The sequence below is a fragment of the Variovorax sp. 10N412 genome, from assembly GCF_056394985.1.
The window spans coordinates 730341-744904 of the sequence record NZ_JBFTIO010000001.1; the positions used below are offsets into that span (position 1 = coordinate 730341).

The 14564-nt window shown below is 68.2% G+C and carries 13 protein-coding genes and 1 pseudogene; 4 read left to right on the forward strand and 10 right to left on the reverse strand.

From position 1 onward, the window contains the following. Positions 1–24: 24 nt before the first annotated feature. The 4 genes and pseudogenes from AC1DJH_RS03705 to AC1DJH_RS03720 form a co-directional block, all read right to left on the reverse strand. Positions 25–921 (reverse strand): ZIP family metal transporter, encoded by an 897-nt coding sequence (locus AC1DJH_RS03705; RefSeq protein WP_478184747.1) that lies wholly within the window; start codon positions 919–921, stop codon positions 25–27. Positions 922–1039: 118 nt separating this feature from the next. Beyond that, positions 1040–1237, reverse strand: a pseudogene (locus AC1DJH_RS03710) (dienelactone hydrolase family protein); the annotation flags it as partial. A 90-nt stretch (positions 1238–1327) separates the two neighbouring features. Further along, positions 1328–2071, reverse strand: a complete 744-nt coding sequence (locus tag AC1DJH_RS03715; protein ID WP_435483177.1) for an aspartate/glutamate racemase family protein — start codon at positions 2069–2071, stop codon at positions 1328–1330. A 112-nt stretch (positions 2072–2183) separates the two neighbouring features. Continuing rightward, positions 2184–3074, reverse strand: coding sequence for a transporter substrate-binding domain-containing protein (locus AC1DJH_RS03720; protein ID WP_478184748.1), 891 nt, complete (start codon positions 3072–3074; stop codon positions 2184–2186). Between the two features lie 184 nt (positions 3075–3258). Here AC1DJH_RS03720 and AC1DJH_RS03725 point away from each other — a divergent pair, with 184 nt between their 5' ends. Continuing rightward, complete coding sequence (locus AC1DJH_RS03725; RefSeq protein ID WP_478184749.1) at positions 3259–4482, forward strand: D-amino acid dehydrogenase; 1224 nt, start codon at positions 3259–3261, stop codon at positions 4480–4482. A 19-nt stretch (positions 4483–4501) separates the two neighbouring features. Here the strand turns inward: AC1DJH_RS03725 and AC1DJH_RS03730 are convergent, their stop codons facing one another. The 6 genes from AC1DJH_RS03730 to polA all read right to left on the reverse strand — a co-directional run bounded on the left by AC1DJH_RS03730 (position 4502) and on the right by polA (position 12083). After that, entirely contained in the window at positions 4502–4822 is a 321-nt protein-coding gene (locus tag AC1DJH_RS03730) for a DMT family transporter (protein ID WP_478184750.1), read from the reverse strand. A 30-nt stretch (positions 4823–4852) separates the two neighbouring features. Then, positions 4853–5305, reverse strand: a complete 453-nt coding sequence (locus AC1DJH_RS03735; RefSeq protein WP_478184751.1) for a carboxymuconolactone decarboxylase family protein — start codon at positions 5303–5305, stop codon at positions 4853–4855. 130 nt (positions 5306–5435) lie between these two features. Then, positions 5436–6848 carry a MocR-like pyridoxine biosynthesis transcription factor PdxR gene (gene pdxR / locus AC1DJH_RS03740; protein WP_478184752.1) on the reverse strand — a complete coding sequence of 471 codons (1413 nt, stop codon included), beginning with the start codon at positions 6846–6848 and terminating at the stop codon, positions 5436–5438. Positions 6849–6908: 60 nt separating this feature from the next. Then, the gene (locus AC1DJH_RS03745; RefSeq protein WP_478184753.1) at positions 6909–7811 is read right to left on the reverse strand and encodes a LysR family transcriptional regulator; all 903 of its coding nucleotides are present in this window, start codon (positions 7809–7811) and stop codon (positions 6909–6911) included. Between the two features lie 125 nt (positions 7812–7936). Continuing rightward, positions 7937–9223: a M20/M25/M40 family metallo-hydrolase gene (locus AC1DJH_RS03750; RefSeq protein WP_478184991.1), complete on the reverse strand. Its 1287-nt coding sequence runs from the start codon at positions 9221–9223 to the stop codon at positions 7937–7939. 43 nt (positions 9224–9266) lie between these two features. Further along, a complete protein-coding gene (gene polA, locus AC1DJH_RS03755) occupies positions 9267–12083 on the reverse strand; it encodes a DNA polymerase I (RefSeq protein WP_478184754.1) in 2817 nt (938 codons plus the stop codon). Positions 12084–12180: 97 nt separating this feature from the next. Between polA and AC1DJH_RS03760 the strand changes: the two genes are divergently transcribed. From AC1DJH_RS03760 to AC1DJH_RS03770, 3 genes are all read left to right on the forward strand, one after another. Next, the gene (locus AC1DJH_RS03760) at positions 12181–12558 is read left to right on the forward strand and encodes a hypothetical protein (RefSeq protein ID WP_472117972.1); all 378 of its coding nucleotides are present in this window, start codon (positions 12181–12183) and stop codon (positions 12556–12558) included. 61 nt (positions 12559–12619) lie between these two features. Further along, positions 12620–13705, forward strand: a complete 1086-nt coding sequence (locus AC1DJH_RS03765; RefSeq protein WP_478184755.1) for a homoserine kinase — start codon at positions 12620–12622, stop codon at positions 13703–13705. A gap of 9 nt (positions 13706–13714) precedes the next feature. After that, the gene (locus tag AC1DJH_RS03770) at positions 13715–14545 is read left to right on the forward strand and encodes a BPSS1780 family membrane protein (RefSeq protein ID WP_478184756.1); all 831 of its coding nucleotides are present in this window, start codon (positions 13715–13717) and stop codon (positions 14543–14545) included. Positions 14546–14564 lie beyond the last annotated feature (19 nt).

Sequence of the window (14564 nt, forward strand, 5' to 3'; positions counted from 1 at the left end):
GCCCGCCGACGTCGAACTTTCGCGTCAGTCTTTGTGCACGTGGCCGTGCTCGCCATGGCCCGGGTCGTCGTGGCCGTGTTCGTGCCCATGCTCGCCGTGCGCAAGGCGGCTCACGGCCGTGACCAGCACGATGCCCGCGACCAGCCACAGGATCTGCGCGGCGGTCTGGCGCGCCGGCAGGCGCTTTTGCAGCTGCGGAATCAGGTCGGCCAGCGCCACGTACACGAAGCTGCTGCCGGCCAGCACCAGGAAGTAAGGCAGCCAGCTGTGCAGCTGGTCGACCAGCCACCAACCCACGATGCCGCCTAGCGCGGTCATGGTGCCGGCAAGCGACACCTTCACCAGCGCGGCGCGCTGGTTGGAAGAACTCTGCCGCAGCACGACGAGGTCGCCGATGTGGTGCGGAATTTCGTGCGCCAGCACCGCCAGCGCGGCCACCAGGCCCAGGCGCATGTCGGCGGTGAAGGCCGAGGCGATCAGGATGCCGTCGCCGAAGCAGTGCACGCTGTCGCCGGTGAGCACGGCCCAGCCGCCGGTGCGGGGGCCCTGCTCGTGCGCATGGGAATGCGCGTGACCGGCGTGGTGGCCATGGTCGCGCCCTTCGTGCCCGCTCTTTCCGTCGCCGTGGTGGTGCTCATGCCCGTGGTGCCACAGCTCGGCCTTGTCGAGCAGGAAGAAGAACACCAGCCCGAACAGCAGCACTCCGAACAACAGCGCGGGCTCGATGCGGCTTTCGAAGGCCTCGGGCAAGAGGTGCATGAAGGCGGTGGCCAGCAGCGCGCCGGCCGCCAGGCTGAGCAGGTGCTGCGGGTTCACCCCGCCCGAGCCGTTGCGCACGCCCACCTTCAACAGGAGGGCCGCGAGCCAGACGCTGCCGATGCCGGAGACCAGGGTCGCCGCGATGATAACTATCAAATTCATAGCTGCTTGCGCAAGAGGGACGGCCGCTGAAACTGTTTCAGGACCGTGATCCGTTCATAAAAAGAGAAAAGGCCGTCGTTCGACGGCCTTCGGCGGGGGTGGCTACAGGGCGCCGGGTTCAGGCGACGCCATGGGCTTTGAACCAGGCCGTGGCGCGTTGCCAGCCATCGTCCGCCGCGCTCTTGACATGGCTGGGGCGATAGTCGGCATGGAATGCGTGGCCTGCTTCGGGGTACACGACGAAGCTCGATGCCCTGGCCGCCGGAGTCCCATTGGCCAGAGCAGCTTTCATCTTATCAACCGTGTCAAGGGGGATGCACACGGGGCGTGGTGCAGAAAAACGCACGCCGCAATGCAGGCCCAGTCCGCCGGTGGCCCTATGCCCCGAAATTCGGTGGGCTTGGTGTCAAACCCGGGAACCGTACGCACGGCGTGCCAGCGCGGCCGCCAGCACCTGCGCGGGGTCGACCAGGTCCAGCCCGGCCACCGCGGCCGAGCCCTGAAGGCCCAGCGGCACTTCGGTGCAGCCCATGATGATCGTCACGGGCCCATGGCGCTCGGCCAGCCGCAGCGCCACGTCGGAAAAGCACTGCGCGGCCAGCGGCATGTTGCCGGCCTTCACGCCTTCGAAGATGCCGCGCGTGATGATGCGGCGCTCGTCGGCCGACGGAATGTGGCAGCCCAGCCCGGCCTCGGCCAGCGCCTGCTCGTAGAGACGCACGCGGTAGGTGCCTTCGGTGGCCATCAGCGCCACGTCGCTGGCGCCCTGTGCGGCCAGCTGGCGCGCGGTTTCGCGTGCCATGTGCAGCAGCTCGACCTGCGGAAAACGCGCCTGCAGGCTGCCATGCCAGGCGTGCGCCGTGTTGCAGGCGATGGCCACGGCACGGCTGCCCAGCGCAGCCAGGCGGCCCAGGGCCTGCAGCATCGGTTCCAGCGGCTGGTGCGCGCCCTGCTCGGCCGATGCCAGCGCGTCGGTGCGGTCGGGCACCGGCACCTGTGCCAGCCAGTGCTCGGGAAAGGACTGGTCGCGCACCGGCTCGCCGCGCGCGCGCATCTGCTGCGCGCAGGCCTGCACGAAGAGCCGGACGAAGTCGGCGCCCGCCGCGGGGCCCATGCCCCCCAAGATGCCAACTACGTTCGTCGAAGCCATGATCTTTCTCTGTTTCAGGAATACCGCGGAACCGGCTTTGCCGGGCCGCAGGTATTGCCCCCGGCAGGGGGCAGGCGAGGCGACACGAAGTGCGCGCGGCCTGGGGGCGAACTCAAGTCGCCGGCTTGTCGCTGAGGGCCTTGAGGTTTTCCTTCAGCTGGTCGCTCATCGGCAGGTTGAGCGGCACGCCCTTGGGCGGAATCGGCTGCATGAACCACTTGGTGTAGAGCTTCTCGAACTCGCCGCTCTTCATCATGGCGCTGAAGGTGTCGTCCACCAGCTTCTTGAAGGCCGGATCGTCCTTGGGCAGCATGCAGGCGTAGGGCTCGACCTGCAGCGACTCGCCCACCACCTCGTAGTCGGCCGGCGACTTGGAGTTGGCGATCAGGCCGAACAGCAGGATGTCGTCCATGGCGAAGGCCACGGCGCGGTCGCTTTCCACCAGCAGGAACGAGTCGGCGTGGTCCTTGCCGAGCACGATGTCCATGCCGAGGTTCTTCTCGGTGTTGTACTTGCGCATGACCAGCGCGTTGGTGGTGCCGGTGGTGCTGGCCACGGTCTTCTTCGCGAGGTCGGCGTAGTCCTTGATCCTGGAAGACTTCTTCACCAGCAGGCGCGTGCCGGTATAGAAATGGTTGATGGCGAAGGCCACGTCCTTGCCGCGCGCGCTGTTGTTGGTGGTGGAGCCGCACTCCAGGTCGACGGTGCCGTTGGTGATCAGCGGAATGCGGTTCTGCGAGGTGACCGCCATCAGCGAGACCTGCAGGTTGGGCTTGTTCAGCTTCTTCTTCACCGCTTCGACCACGGCGTTGGAGAGTTCCACCGAGAACCCGATCGGCTTGCTGGGGCCGTCCAGGTAGCTGAAGGGCACCGACGACTCGCGGTAGGCGAGCGTGATCTTGCCGGACTCGGCGATCTTGGCCAGCGTGTCGGCCGCTTGCGCCGCCGGAGCGGTGAAGAGCACCGCGGCGGCCAGGGAAGCCATCAGGACGGAGAGTTTCATTCGAGCCTTCATTCAGTGGATTGAACAGAGCGCCAGTGTAAGAAGGAGTGACACAAAGCGACAATTCCAAATGAACCCCTGCCCATGTCCAAAACTCATGGGCCAGCTTTCTTTTGGCATTTCCGCGGGCCGGCGGGCGCACCTACAGTCACGCCTGTCTTCTCAACCTCCGGAAAGTTGCCCCATGCATGTGTGTGTGCTCGGTGCCGGCATCGTGGGCCTGGCCACCGCCTGGCAGCTCGAACGCCAGGGCCATCAGGTCACCGTGATCGACCGTGCCGCCCCCGGCGCGGGCGCGAGCGGCGGCAACGGTGCGCAGCTCAGCTATTCGTACGTGCAGCCGCTGGCCGACCCGTCCATCTGGAAGCAGCTGCCCAAGCTGCTGCTCTCGCCCACCTCGCCGCTGAAGCTGCGCCCGCAGCTCGATCCGCTGCAGTGGCGCTGGGGCATGGAATTTCTCGCGGCCTGCAACGCCGGGACTTCGCGCGACACCACGGCCCGGCTGCTGGCGCTTGCCGCGTCGAGCCGCACCGAATTCGAGGCGATGCGCTCCGACATCGTCCCCGACTGCGACTTCTCCGCCACCGGCAAGCTGGTGCTGTATGCCAGCGCGGCGTCGCTCGAAGGCGCGCGCGCGCAGCTCGACCTGCAGCGCGCCATGGGCAGCGAGCAACGGCTGGTGACGCCGGACGAATGCGTCGCCATCGAGCCGGCGCTGCAGGCCTATCGCGGCCAGGTGGCCGGTGCGGTGTACACGCCCAGCGAATGCGCGGCCGATTGCCTCAAGGTGTGTGCCGAGCTGATGCGGGCGCTGAGCGCGCGCGGCGTGCGATTCATGCTGGACACCGACGTGCACGGCTTCGCGCGCAGCGAGAACCGCATCAGGGCGGTGCGCACCAGCAAGGGTGGCATGGAGAGCGACGTGGAAGCCGACGCCTTCGTCATGGCGCTGGGGTCGGCCTCGCACAAGCTCGGGCGCGCGCTGGGCGCCTACCTGCCCGTGTACCCGCTCAAGGGCTACAGCATCACGGTGGAGGTCGACCCGGCGCCGGGCGCCGCACCGCGCGTGAACGTGACGGACAGCGCGCGCAAGGTGGTGTTCGCACGCATCGGCTCGCGCCTGCGGGTGGCGGGCATGGCGGAGCTGGTGGGGCACGACGCGAGCATTCCGGCCACGCGCATCGAGACACTGGCGGCCGCGACGCGTGCGGTCTTCCCGCAGGCGAGCCGTCTCGAGGAACTGCATCCCTGGACGGGCATGCGGCCTGCCACGCCGAAGGGCCTGCCGATCATCGGGCGGCTGGAGAGCGCGCCGTCGAACATGCTGTTCAATACGGGGCACGGCGCGCTGGGGTTCACGCTGGCGTTCGGGTCGGCGCTTCGGGTGGCGCAGGCGCTGCAGGCCTGAGGCGCCGGGCCTTGGCGGCTCAGTCGCCCGACACCAGCTTGAGCCCGACCACGCCCGCCAGGATGAGCGCGATGCACAGCAGCCGCAGGGGCGCGGCGGAGTCACCCAGCACCACCACGCCCACGATCGCGGTGCCCGCCGCCCCGATGCCCGTCCACACCGCGTAGACGGTTCCCATCGGCAGCGTGCGCATTGAGAACGACAACAGCACGACGCTCGACAGGCCGGCGGCGACCGTCAACACCGAGGGAACCCATCGCGTGAAACCCTCGGACGACTTCATGGCGAAGGCGAACGCGATTTCCAGAATGCCGGCCATGCCGACCAGTGCCCATGCCATGCGTGACAGTTCCACTGCGTGCTGCCCGCGTCAAGCCCTGGCGGCAGCGGGGGTCGAGCGGAACGACACGCCCAGGCGGTTGAACGCGTTCATCAGCCCGATCGCATAGGTCAGATCGGCCAGTTCGGTGTCGCTGAATTCGGCCGCGGCGGCTTCATAGTCGGCGTCGGGAACGCCGGTCTCCGAGACGCGCGTCACCGTTTCCGCCCAGGCCAGCGCAACGCGTTCGCGCTGGCTGAAGACGCCGCCGGCTTCGCGCCACACCGGCACCAGCACGAGCTTGTCGACGGCAAGCCCCGACTTGAGCAGGTCGCGCGAATGCATGTCGATGCAATAGGCGCAGCCGTTGATCTGTGAAACGCGCAGGTAGACGAGGTCGACCAGCGCCTTGGGCAGGCTGCCCTTCTGGAGTGCGGCGTACACGCCTCCGAATGCCTTGCAACCCTCGGGCGAAGCCTTGGTGTAGTCGATGCGATTGCTCATGGCGAGTCCTTTGTCTGCGGGTTGGAAAGGACCCTATCGTGCGACGTCTTGGCCTAGTCAGGAAGGGCCATGATTGGCCTTCGTTACTGGTCCATGATTGCTGGCTGGCTGCCTGCTCTCGACGCGAGCGCTAGCTGCCGGCTTCCAGCAACCGCAGGATGCGCGTGCCGAGCTCGTGCGCCGCCTCCCGCGAATCGATGTTCGTGAAACCGAGCAGCAGGGCCGAATCGCCTTCGTCGTGCGACAGCGCCCAGTCCCTCAGCGCCTCGGCGTACAGGCCCTCTTGCCGCATGCGCGCCACGAGCCGGCGATCGGAGCGCTGGCCCTTCAGGCGAAGGATCAGGTGCATTCCCCCCGGCTGCGAATCGATCCGCACGTGCTGCGCCAGCACGCTTTCCAGCCCTTCGATCGCCGCGGCGCGACGCTCGGCATAGAGCGCGCGCATCCGCTGGATGTGGCGCGCGAAGTGCCCTTCCTTGATGAAGGCCGTGACGATCGCCTGCGTCAGCTCGGGGCTGCCGCCCGCGAAGGCCTGCATGATCTGTTCGAAGCGCCCGACCTGGGTTTCGGGCACGACGAGGTAGGCCAGCCGGAGGCTCGGAAACAGCACCTTGCTGAAGGTGCCCGCGTAGAGCACGCGGCCCTCCCGGTCCAGGCTCTTCAGCGCGGGCAGCGGCCGGCTGACATAGCGATACTCGCCATCGTAGTCGTCCTCGACGATCCAGGCGTTGTTTCGCGCGGCCCAGTCCAGCAGCGCCAGGCGCCGGGGCAAGGCCAGCGACACGCACAAAGGGCTCTGGTGCGCGGGCGTGACGACGGCGGCGCGCGCGCGGGGCGCCAGCCGGATGCCCTCGGCAACGACGATGCCGTCGCGGTCCACCGGCACCGGCACGGCAGCGATGTGCATGTGTGCCAACAGGTCGCGTGTCGGCGGGTAGCCCGGGTCTTCGAGCCAGACGCGGTCGCCCGCCTTCAAGAGCGCAAGGCCGATCAGCGCCATCGTGTGGCGGTAGCCCGAGGTCACGAACACCTGCGACGGCGTGCAGTCGATGCCCCGGGCCACCTGCAGGTAGGCGGCGATCTCGGCTCGCAGGAGTGGGGAGCCGCAGACGGCGGGATGAACCATGTTGGAAGGCTGCGTCGCGCGAATGCATCGCGCGCCCAGCCGCGCCCAGATCTTCCGGGGGAATGCATCCAGGGCGGGCAGGCCCATCTGGAACGGGAGGATCGAGTCCGGGAGAAAACTGTTCGGCGCAACGCCGCTGTCGGCTCGAGCAACGGCGCGCGCTGCAGGTTGTGGCAGCTTCAGGTCCGGCGACACGACAGTCCCCGCCTGGCCGCGGGCCTGGACATAACCCTCGGCGGCCAGCAGGGAATAGGCCGCGTCGATGGTGCCCCTTGCCAGCCCCAGCTCCTGGGTCAACGCGCGCGCGGAGGGGATGCGATCGCCCGGCTTCAGCAGGCCGCTGGCGATGGCATTGCGAAAGCGATCGTAGATTTGCCGGTAGAAAGGCTCGGCCGCCGCAGGGTCCAGCGGCGCCATCTGGCCGACAGGTCCGACAGGTCCGGTGGCGCCGGTCGTTGCCTTCACCATACGCAAGGGCTAGACCGCGCCCTCGATCGCCTGCTGCATGCAGCGCGTGATGCCGCGCACCGCCACCGAGTCGGGCTTGGCGGCAAAGCGCAGCGCGCGGATCGGCACCGGGATGTGCGGCTCCAGGGTGAGCATGTCGACCTTCTCGCGGTCGGCCGAACGCGCCGTGCAGCCGTCGACCAGCGCCACGCCGATGCCGTGGTGCGCCATGGCCAGCGCCGCGTGGTAGGTCTGCACCGTCACCACCGCCTGCTGGAAGCCAACGCCCGCCTGCCGGCACGCCTGGCTCAGGCTGGTGCCCACGGGGTCGCGGCTGTCCAGGCCGATCACCGGCCGGTTGATGAGGTCGTGCAGGGCGACCGAGCCGTTGCGCACCAGCGCGCGCGGCAGCAGGCCCTTGGGCGCGATGCACACCATGCGGCTGTCGGCCAGCGTCTCCTGCGTGAGCGAGGGATGCACGGCCGGGCTGAAGGCGAAGCCCACGTCGGCCTCCTGCAGCAGCAGCGCCGACATGATCTGCGGCGAGTGCAGCGACTCGACCGTGATCTTGTAACCCGGATGCTTCTCGCGAAAGGACTTCAGCGCGCGCGGCAGGATGTCGTAGCTCAGCGCCAGCACGCTGAGGATGCGCAGCTCGCCGCTGTCGCCCGCGGTGCGCAGGTTGGCCGCGAGCCGCTGCACCTCGTCGAGCTGAGCGAACAGCCGCTCGATGTGCGGGTACAGCGTGAGCGCTTCGGTGGTCGGCGTGAGCCGGCCCTTGGCGCGCTGGAACAGCGGAAAACCCAGCTGCAGCTCGGCGTGCTGCAGCGTGCGGCTGACCGCCGGCTGCGTGATGTTGATGAGCCGCGCCGCCGCGCTCACGCTGCCGGTGAGCATGATCGCGTTGAAGACCTCGATGTGGCGCAGGCGCATGATGAATCAGCGATTCAATGACTTCTTCGCGGAACACCGTGGAACCGGCTTTGCCGGGCCACTGGTGTTGCCCCCGGTAGGGGGTTGGAAAAGCGACACGAAGTGCGCGGAGCCTGGGGGCGAGCTCATTTTTCGGCGGTCTTGCCGCGCGCGATGTCCATGATCAGGCGCGTGCCCAGGTACAGGCGCGGCTCGATGGAGTCGACCAGCACGTACTCGGCATCGGCCGAGTGCGCGCCGAAGCCCTGCAGGCCGAAGCGCTCGATGACGGGCGCCTTGGTCTTCAGCGCCGCGAAGGCCGCGTCGGTGCCCCCGCCGGCGGCCTTGTCGTCGGCGCCCAGCGGCAGGCCGAGTTCGTCCTTGTAGATCTGCTGCGCATGGCGGGCCATGGCGCGCGAGGCGTCGGTGGCTTCCAGCGGCGGGCGGCGGCGTTCGAACTTCAGCTCGACCTTGGCCTCGGGAATCAGCTGCTTCTTCACGCGCTCGTTCACCTGCTGCTCGATGCGGTCGTAGTCGCTCACCTTGAGCACGCGCACGTCGGCACCGGCGGTGGCGCTGGCCGGGATCACGTTGCGGTTGCTGCCCGACCTGGAGATGGTCCAGTTCATCTTCAGGCCCGTGGCCGGGTCGGACAGGTCGCGCATCTGCAGGATCTGGTGCGACAGCTCGTACAGCGCGTTCACGCCCAGTTCGGGCGCGGAGCCCGCGTGCGAGGCCTTGCCCGCGACGTGCAGCGTGACCGAGGCGATGCCGGCGGTGGCCAGCGAGAGCTTGTCGTCCTTCACGTAGGCGCCTTCGAAGGACATGACCGCGTCGTGCTCCGCGCCCATGCGCGTGATGAGGGCGCGCGCGCCGGGCGAGCTGATTTCCTCGTCGCCGTTGATCAGCACGGTGAGCGTGCCGTAGTCCTTGAACTTCATTGCCTGCAGCATCGACACGATGTGCGTGATGACGGCAATGCCCTGCTTGTCGTCGGCGATGCCCAGGCCGTAGGCCTTGTCGCCCTCGATGCGGAACGGTTGCTTGTTGAGCATGCCCACGGTGTAGACCGTGTCCATGTGCGCGATGAGCAGGATCTTCTTCTTGCCCGTGCCCTTGAAGGTGGCGCGCACCACGCGGCCCATTTTCTCGGGCGTGTCTTCCATGCGGTAGGCCTCGGCGCTCGGGTCGATCAGCTCGACCTCGCCGCCCAGCGTCTTGAACCTGGCGGCGATGAGGTCGGAGATCTTCTCGAGCCCGTCGAGGTCGCGGCTGCCCGACTCGATGGACACCAGCTCCTTCAGCGTGTCGAGCAGCGCGGGCTTTTCCTTGGCGGCGAGCGCAGCGACGCGGGCGTCGGGGGCGGCGAAGGCGGTGCCCAGGAAGGCGGCGCAGAGGGCGGCGAGCAGGAACTGGCGGTGCGGGAGTTTCATGTGCATGCGAATGTGGATATGGATGTGTTTTGTTGTCTCTTGTTCAGTGCGCCTTGTCCCAGTTGGGACCGACACCGATCTCGGCCAGCAGCGGCACCTTCAGCGCGGCCACGCCGGCCATGAGACGGGGGATTTCGGTGCGCACCCATTCGACCTCTGCCTCGGGCACTTCGAACACCAGTTCGTCGTGCACCTGCATGATCATCCGGGTGCCGCGCTTTTCTTCGTCAAGCACGTTCTGTACCTTGACCATGCTGAGCTTGATCAGGTCGGCCGCGGTGCCCTGCATGGGCGCGTTGATGGCCGCGCGCTCGGCGCCGCCGCGGCGCGGGCCGTTGGGCGAGTTGATCTCGGGCAGGTACAGGCGCCGGCCGAACACGGTCTCCACATAGCCCTGCTCCTTGGCCAGCGCCTTGGTCTCGTCCATGTAGGCTTTCACACCCGGATACCGCGCGAAGTAGCGCTCGATGTACGAGGCCGCGGCCTTGGTCTCGATGCCCAGGTTGCGCGCCAGGCCGAAGCTGCTCATGCCGTAGATCAAACCGAAGTTGATGACCTTGGCATAGCGGCGCTGCTCGCTGGACACCTGGTCGGGCGTGGAGCCGAACACCTCGGCGGCCGTGGCACGGTGCACGTCGATGCCTTCGGTAAACGCACGCAGCAGCGACTCGTCGCCGCTGATGTGGGCCATGATGCGCAGCTCGATCTGCGAGTAGTCGGCGCTGGCGATCACGCTGCCCGCGGGCGCCACGAAAGCCTCGCGCACGCGGCGGCCTTCGGGGGTGCGGATCGGGATGTTCTGCAGGTTGGGGTCGTTGCTGCTCAGGCGGCCGGTGACGGCCACGGCCTGCGCGTAGTGCGTGTGCACGCGCCCGGTGCGCGGGTTGGCGAGCTGGCCGAGCTTGTCGGTGTAGGTGCCCTTGAGCTTCGACAGGCCGCGGTGCTCCAGGATCTTCGCAGGCAGCGGATAGTCTTCGGCCAGTTTCTCCAACACCTCTTCGTCGGTGCTGGGCGCGCCGCTCGGCGTCTTCTTGACCACCGGCAGGCCCAGCTTGGTGAAGAAGATCTCGGCGATCTGCTTGGGCGAGCCCAGGTTGAAGGGCTGGCCTGCGATGTCGTAGGCCTCCTGCTCGAGCGCCATGATGCGCGTGCCGAGTTCGTGGCTCTGCGCGGCCAGCGTGGGTGCGTCGATCAGCACGCCGTTGCGCTCGATGCGGTAGAGCGCCTCGCTCGAATCCATCTCGAGCTGGTAGACGAACAGCAGCTTCTCGTCCTTCTCGAGCTGGGGCCACAGCGTGTTGTGCACGTCCAGCGTCTGGTCGCTGTCCTCGCAGGAATATTCGGCCGCCTTGGCGATGTCGACCTGGCTGAACGAGATCTGGTGCACGCCCTTGCCGCAGAGGTCTTCGTACGAGATGCCGCTGCGGCCCAAGTGGCGCTCGGCCAGGCTCGACAGGCCGTGCGGCTTGTGCACTTCGAGCACGTAGCTCTGCAGCATGGTGTCGTGCGCGTAGCCCTGCACCTCGATGCCGTGGTTGGCGAACACGTGGCGGTCGTACTTGATGTGCTGGCCGAGCTTTTTCTTCTCGCCGTTCTCCAGCCAGGGCTTGAGCTTCGCAAGCACCTCGTCGATGGGCAGCTGCGCGGGCGCATCGGGGTAGTTGTGCGCGAGCGGAATGTAGGCCGCCTCGCCCGGCGTGACGCTGAAGCTCACGCCGACGATCTGCGCGACCATTTCGTCGAGCGACGTGGTCTCGGTGTCGACGGCGGCGAGCTCGGCGGCTTGCAGCCTGGCGAGCCAGGCGTCGAACTGTTCCCAGGTGGTGATCGTGTCGTACCTGAGGTTGCTCGCGGGGGTGGCGGCTTCCAGCGCGTCGAGCTCGGAAGGTTCGTCGAACAGGCCGCCCTGGTCGCTGCTGGCCTTGGAGGCCGACTTCTTCTTGAGGTTTTCCTCGATGAGCTCGGGCGGCACTTCCTGGGCTTCGAGCCCCTTCACCAGGCTCTTGAAGCCGAACTTCTCGTAGAAGGGCTTGAGTTCGGCAGTCTGCGGCGCGCTCACGGGCAACGCGTCGAGCGACGGCAGGCCGGCGACATGGCCTTCGAGGTCGCAGTCGGTGCGAATGGTCACCAGGCGCCTGCTCAGCGGCAGCTTGTCCAGGGCCTGGCGCAGGTTCTCGCCGGCGGCGCCCTTCACCTCGGCGGCGCGTTCGACCAGGGCGTCGAGCGAGCCGTATTCCAGCAGCCACTTGGCGGCCGTCTTGGGCCCGACCTTGGGAACGCCGGGCACGTTGTCGACGGTGTCGCCCACCAGCGTCTGGTAGTCGACCATCAGCGCGGGGGGCACGCCGAACTCGGCCGTCACGCCGGCCACGTCGCGCCGCTTGCCGTTCATGGTGTCGATGATGGTGATGTGCTCGTCCACCAGCTGGCTCAGGTCCTTGTCGCCGCTGGAGACGATCACCTCGACGCCCTGCGCGGCGGCGATCTTGGCCAAGGTGCCGATGACGTCGTCCGCCTCCACGTCGGGCACGCTCAGCACCGGCCAGCCGAGCAGCTTCACCACTTCGTGGATGGGGTCGATCTGGCTGCGCAGGTCGTCCGGCATGGGCGAGCGGTTGGCCTTGTACTCGGGGTACCAGTCGTCGCGGAAGGTCTTGCCGGGGGCGTCGAAGATGCAGGCCGCGTAGTCGGCGCGGACCTCGCGGCGCAGCGCGGTCATCATGTTGATCATTCCCCGGATCGCGCCGGTCGCCGGGCTCTTGGGGTCGCCGGGCACGGCCCGCAGGTCGGGCATGGCGTGGAAGGCGCGGTAGAGATAGCTCGAGCCATCGACGAGCAGCAGCGTTTTCTTGTCGGTCATCGGGGCATTTTGCCGTGCCCGACGCGGCGTCCAGAACCACGATGGCCAGAGGTGGCAACCGACGCGCCGAAACCGGGCGCGCGCCTACAATCGGGGCATGCCTAGCTCCACACTCCTGGTCGCCCGCCGCATCCTGCTGGCGCTGGCTTTCACAGCCCCCCTTGCCACGGTGACCGCCGTGCACGCTCAGCAGCCCGCGCCCGCTGCAGCCACCCCGGCCCAGGCGCAACCCGCGCCGGAGCAGGCCGGCGCCGACGGCCGACGCAACCAGAAGGTGGAGAACCTGCACACCGAGGACAGCGGCGCCTCGGTCGACGAGGTGCGCTACGGCGGCCGCACGCAGAGCATCAACGTCAAGCCCAAGTCCAACGTGCCGGGTTACGAGGTGCTGCCGGCCGACCAGGCCACGGGCCGCCAGGGCTCCTCGGAAACGGGCGCCAACGGACCGCGCGTCTGGAACGTGATGAAGTTCTGATGGCCGTTCGTTCTTCCGCTTTCGTCTTTTCCCCAGCCGCGGCGCCGCGCTGAGTACCGCCATGGCAGTTTTTACCGAAGTCGGTTTCGGCGAGGCGGACGCGCTCGTCCAACGCCTGGGCCTGGGCCCGCTGCGCGAGCTGCGCGGCATCGAGGGCGGCATTGAAAACACCAACTACTTCGCGACCACCGAGTCCGGCGAGTTCGTGCTGACGCTGTTCGAGCGCCTGAGCGCCGAGCAGCTGCCCTACTACCTTTGCCTGATGAAGCACCTGGCGGGAGCCGGCCTGCCGGTGCCCGCCCCCGTGGCCGGCCCGCCTGCCGTCGAGAAGACGAAGAAGGGGCAGATGGCCCTGCCTTCGGGCCCGTCCGCCCCTGCCACCCCTTCCTCCGCTACCGACTGCGACCTGCTCCACACGGTGGCAGGCAAGCCCGCGGCGGTGGTGCTGAAGCTCTCGGGCCGAAGCGAGCTCGCCCCGGGCGCCCCGCACTGCGCCGAACTGGGCGCCATGCTGGCGCGCATGCACCTGGCCGGGCGCGACTACCCGCGCACCCAGCCCAACCTGCGCGGCCTGCCCTGGTGGAACGAAACGGTGCCCGTGGTGCTGCCGTACATCGAGGAAGCCCAGGCCGCCCTGCTGCGCGCCGAGCTGGCCTACCAGAACCACGTGGCCGAGTCCTCCGCCTACGCCGCCATGCCGCGCGGTCCGGTGCATGCCGACATGTTCCGCGACAACGTGATGTTCGCCACCGGCGCCGACGCCGACGCCGATGCCCCCCGCCTGACCGGCGTGTTCGACTTCTACTTCGCCGGCACCGACACCTGGCTGTTCGACCTGGCCGTGTGCCTGAACGACTGGGCCATCGACCTGCCCAGCGGCCGGCACGACGACGAACGCGCCGACGCCCTGCTGTCGGCCTACGAAACCGTGCGTCCGCTGACCGCGGCCGAGCGCGCCCTGCTGCCCGCGATGCTGCGCGCCGCAGCGCTGCGCTTCTGGATTTCCCGCCTGTGGGACTTCCACCTGCCGCGCGAGGCGAGCATGCTCACGCCCCACGACCCCACGCACTTCGAGCGCGTGCTGCGCGACCGCGCGTCCCACCCGCATGCCATGGCCCAGGCGCTGGCGCCCGCCCTGGCGGCCTGACCCTCACACATGAAACTCAACCTCGTGCCGGCGCGCACCGGCTCCGTCTGGGTCCGCCTCGGGCTCAAGACCTTCTGGCGGCAACCGCTGGCCTTCATCTCGCTGTTCTTCCTGCTGATGGCGGTCATCTCGACGCTGTCGATGGTGCCCATCCTCGGCAGCCTGCTGGCGCCGGGCCTGGTGCCGTTCCTGACGCTGGGCCTGATGGTCGCCACTTCGGTGGCCTACACGGACAACGCCGAAGGCGTCGGCCGCGCGGGCGACACGCAGCGGGCCACGGGCTCGGCGATGTTCGTGGCGGTGTTCAACGCCATGCGCACCGAATGGCGCTCGCTGGTGGTGCTGGGCGTGATCTCGGCCGTCTACTTCGTGCTGGCGGTGCTGGTGACGACGCTGGTCGACGGCGGCCAACTCGCCCGCGCCTACCTGCTGGACGACCCGCTCACGCCCGAGATCATTGCCAGCAGCGACTTCCAGGTCGCCCGCACGCTGCTGATGTGCCTGAACCTGCCGCTGTCGCTGGCCATGTGGCACGCGCCGGCGCTGGTGCACTGGCACGGCGTGGCGCCGGTGAAGAGCATCTTCTTCAGCATCGTGGCGCTGTTTCGCAACTTCGGTGCCTATGCGCTGTTCGGCGTGGCGTGGTTCGGCGTGTTCCTGATCGCCGGCATCGGCATGGGCCTGGTCGCCACCCTGCTGATCGGCGTGGGCGCCCTGGGCTCGGGTGGCGCGGCGCTGGCGGTGGGCAATGTGCTGATCATCGGCACGGCGCTGGTGCTCGCAGCCATGTCGCTGAGCTCGACCTGGTTCACCTTCCGCGACACCTTCGAGCCGAACTGACGGCCCCACGTGGCCTGGC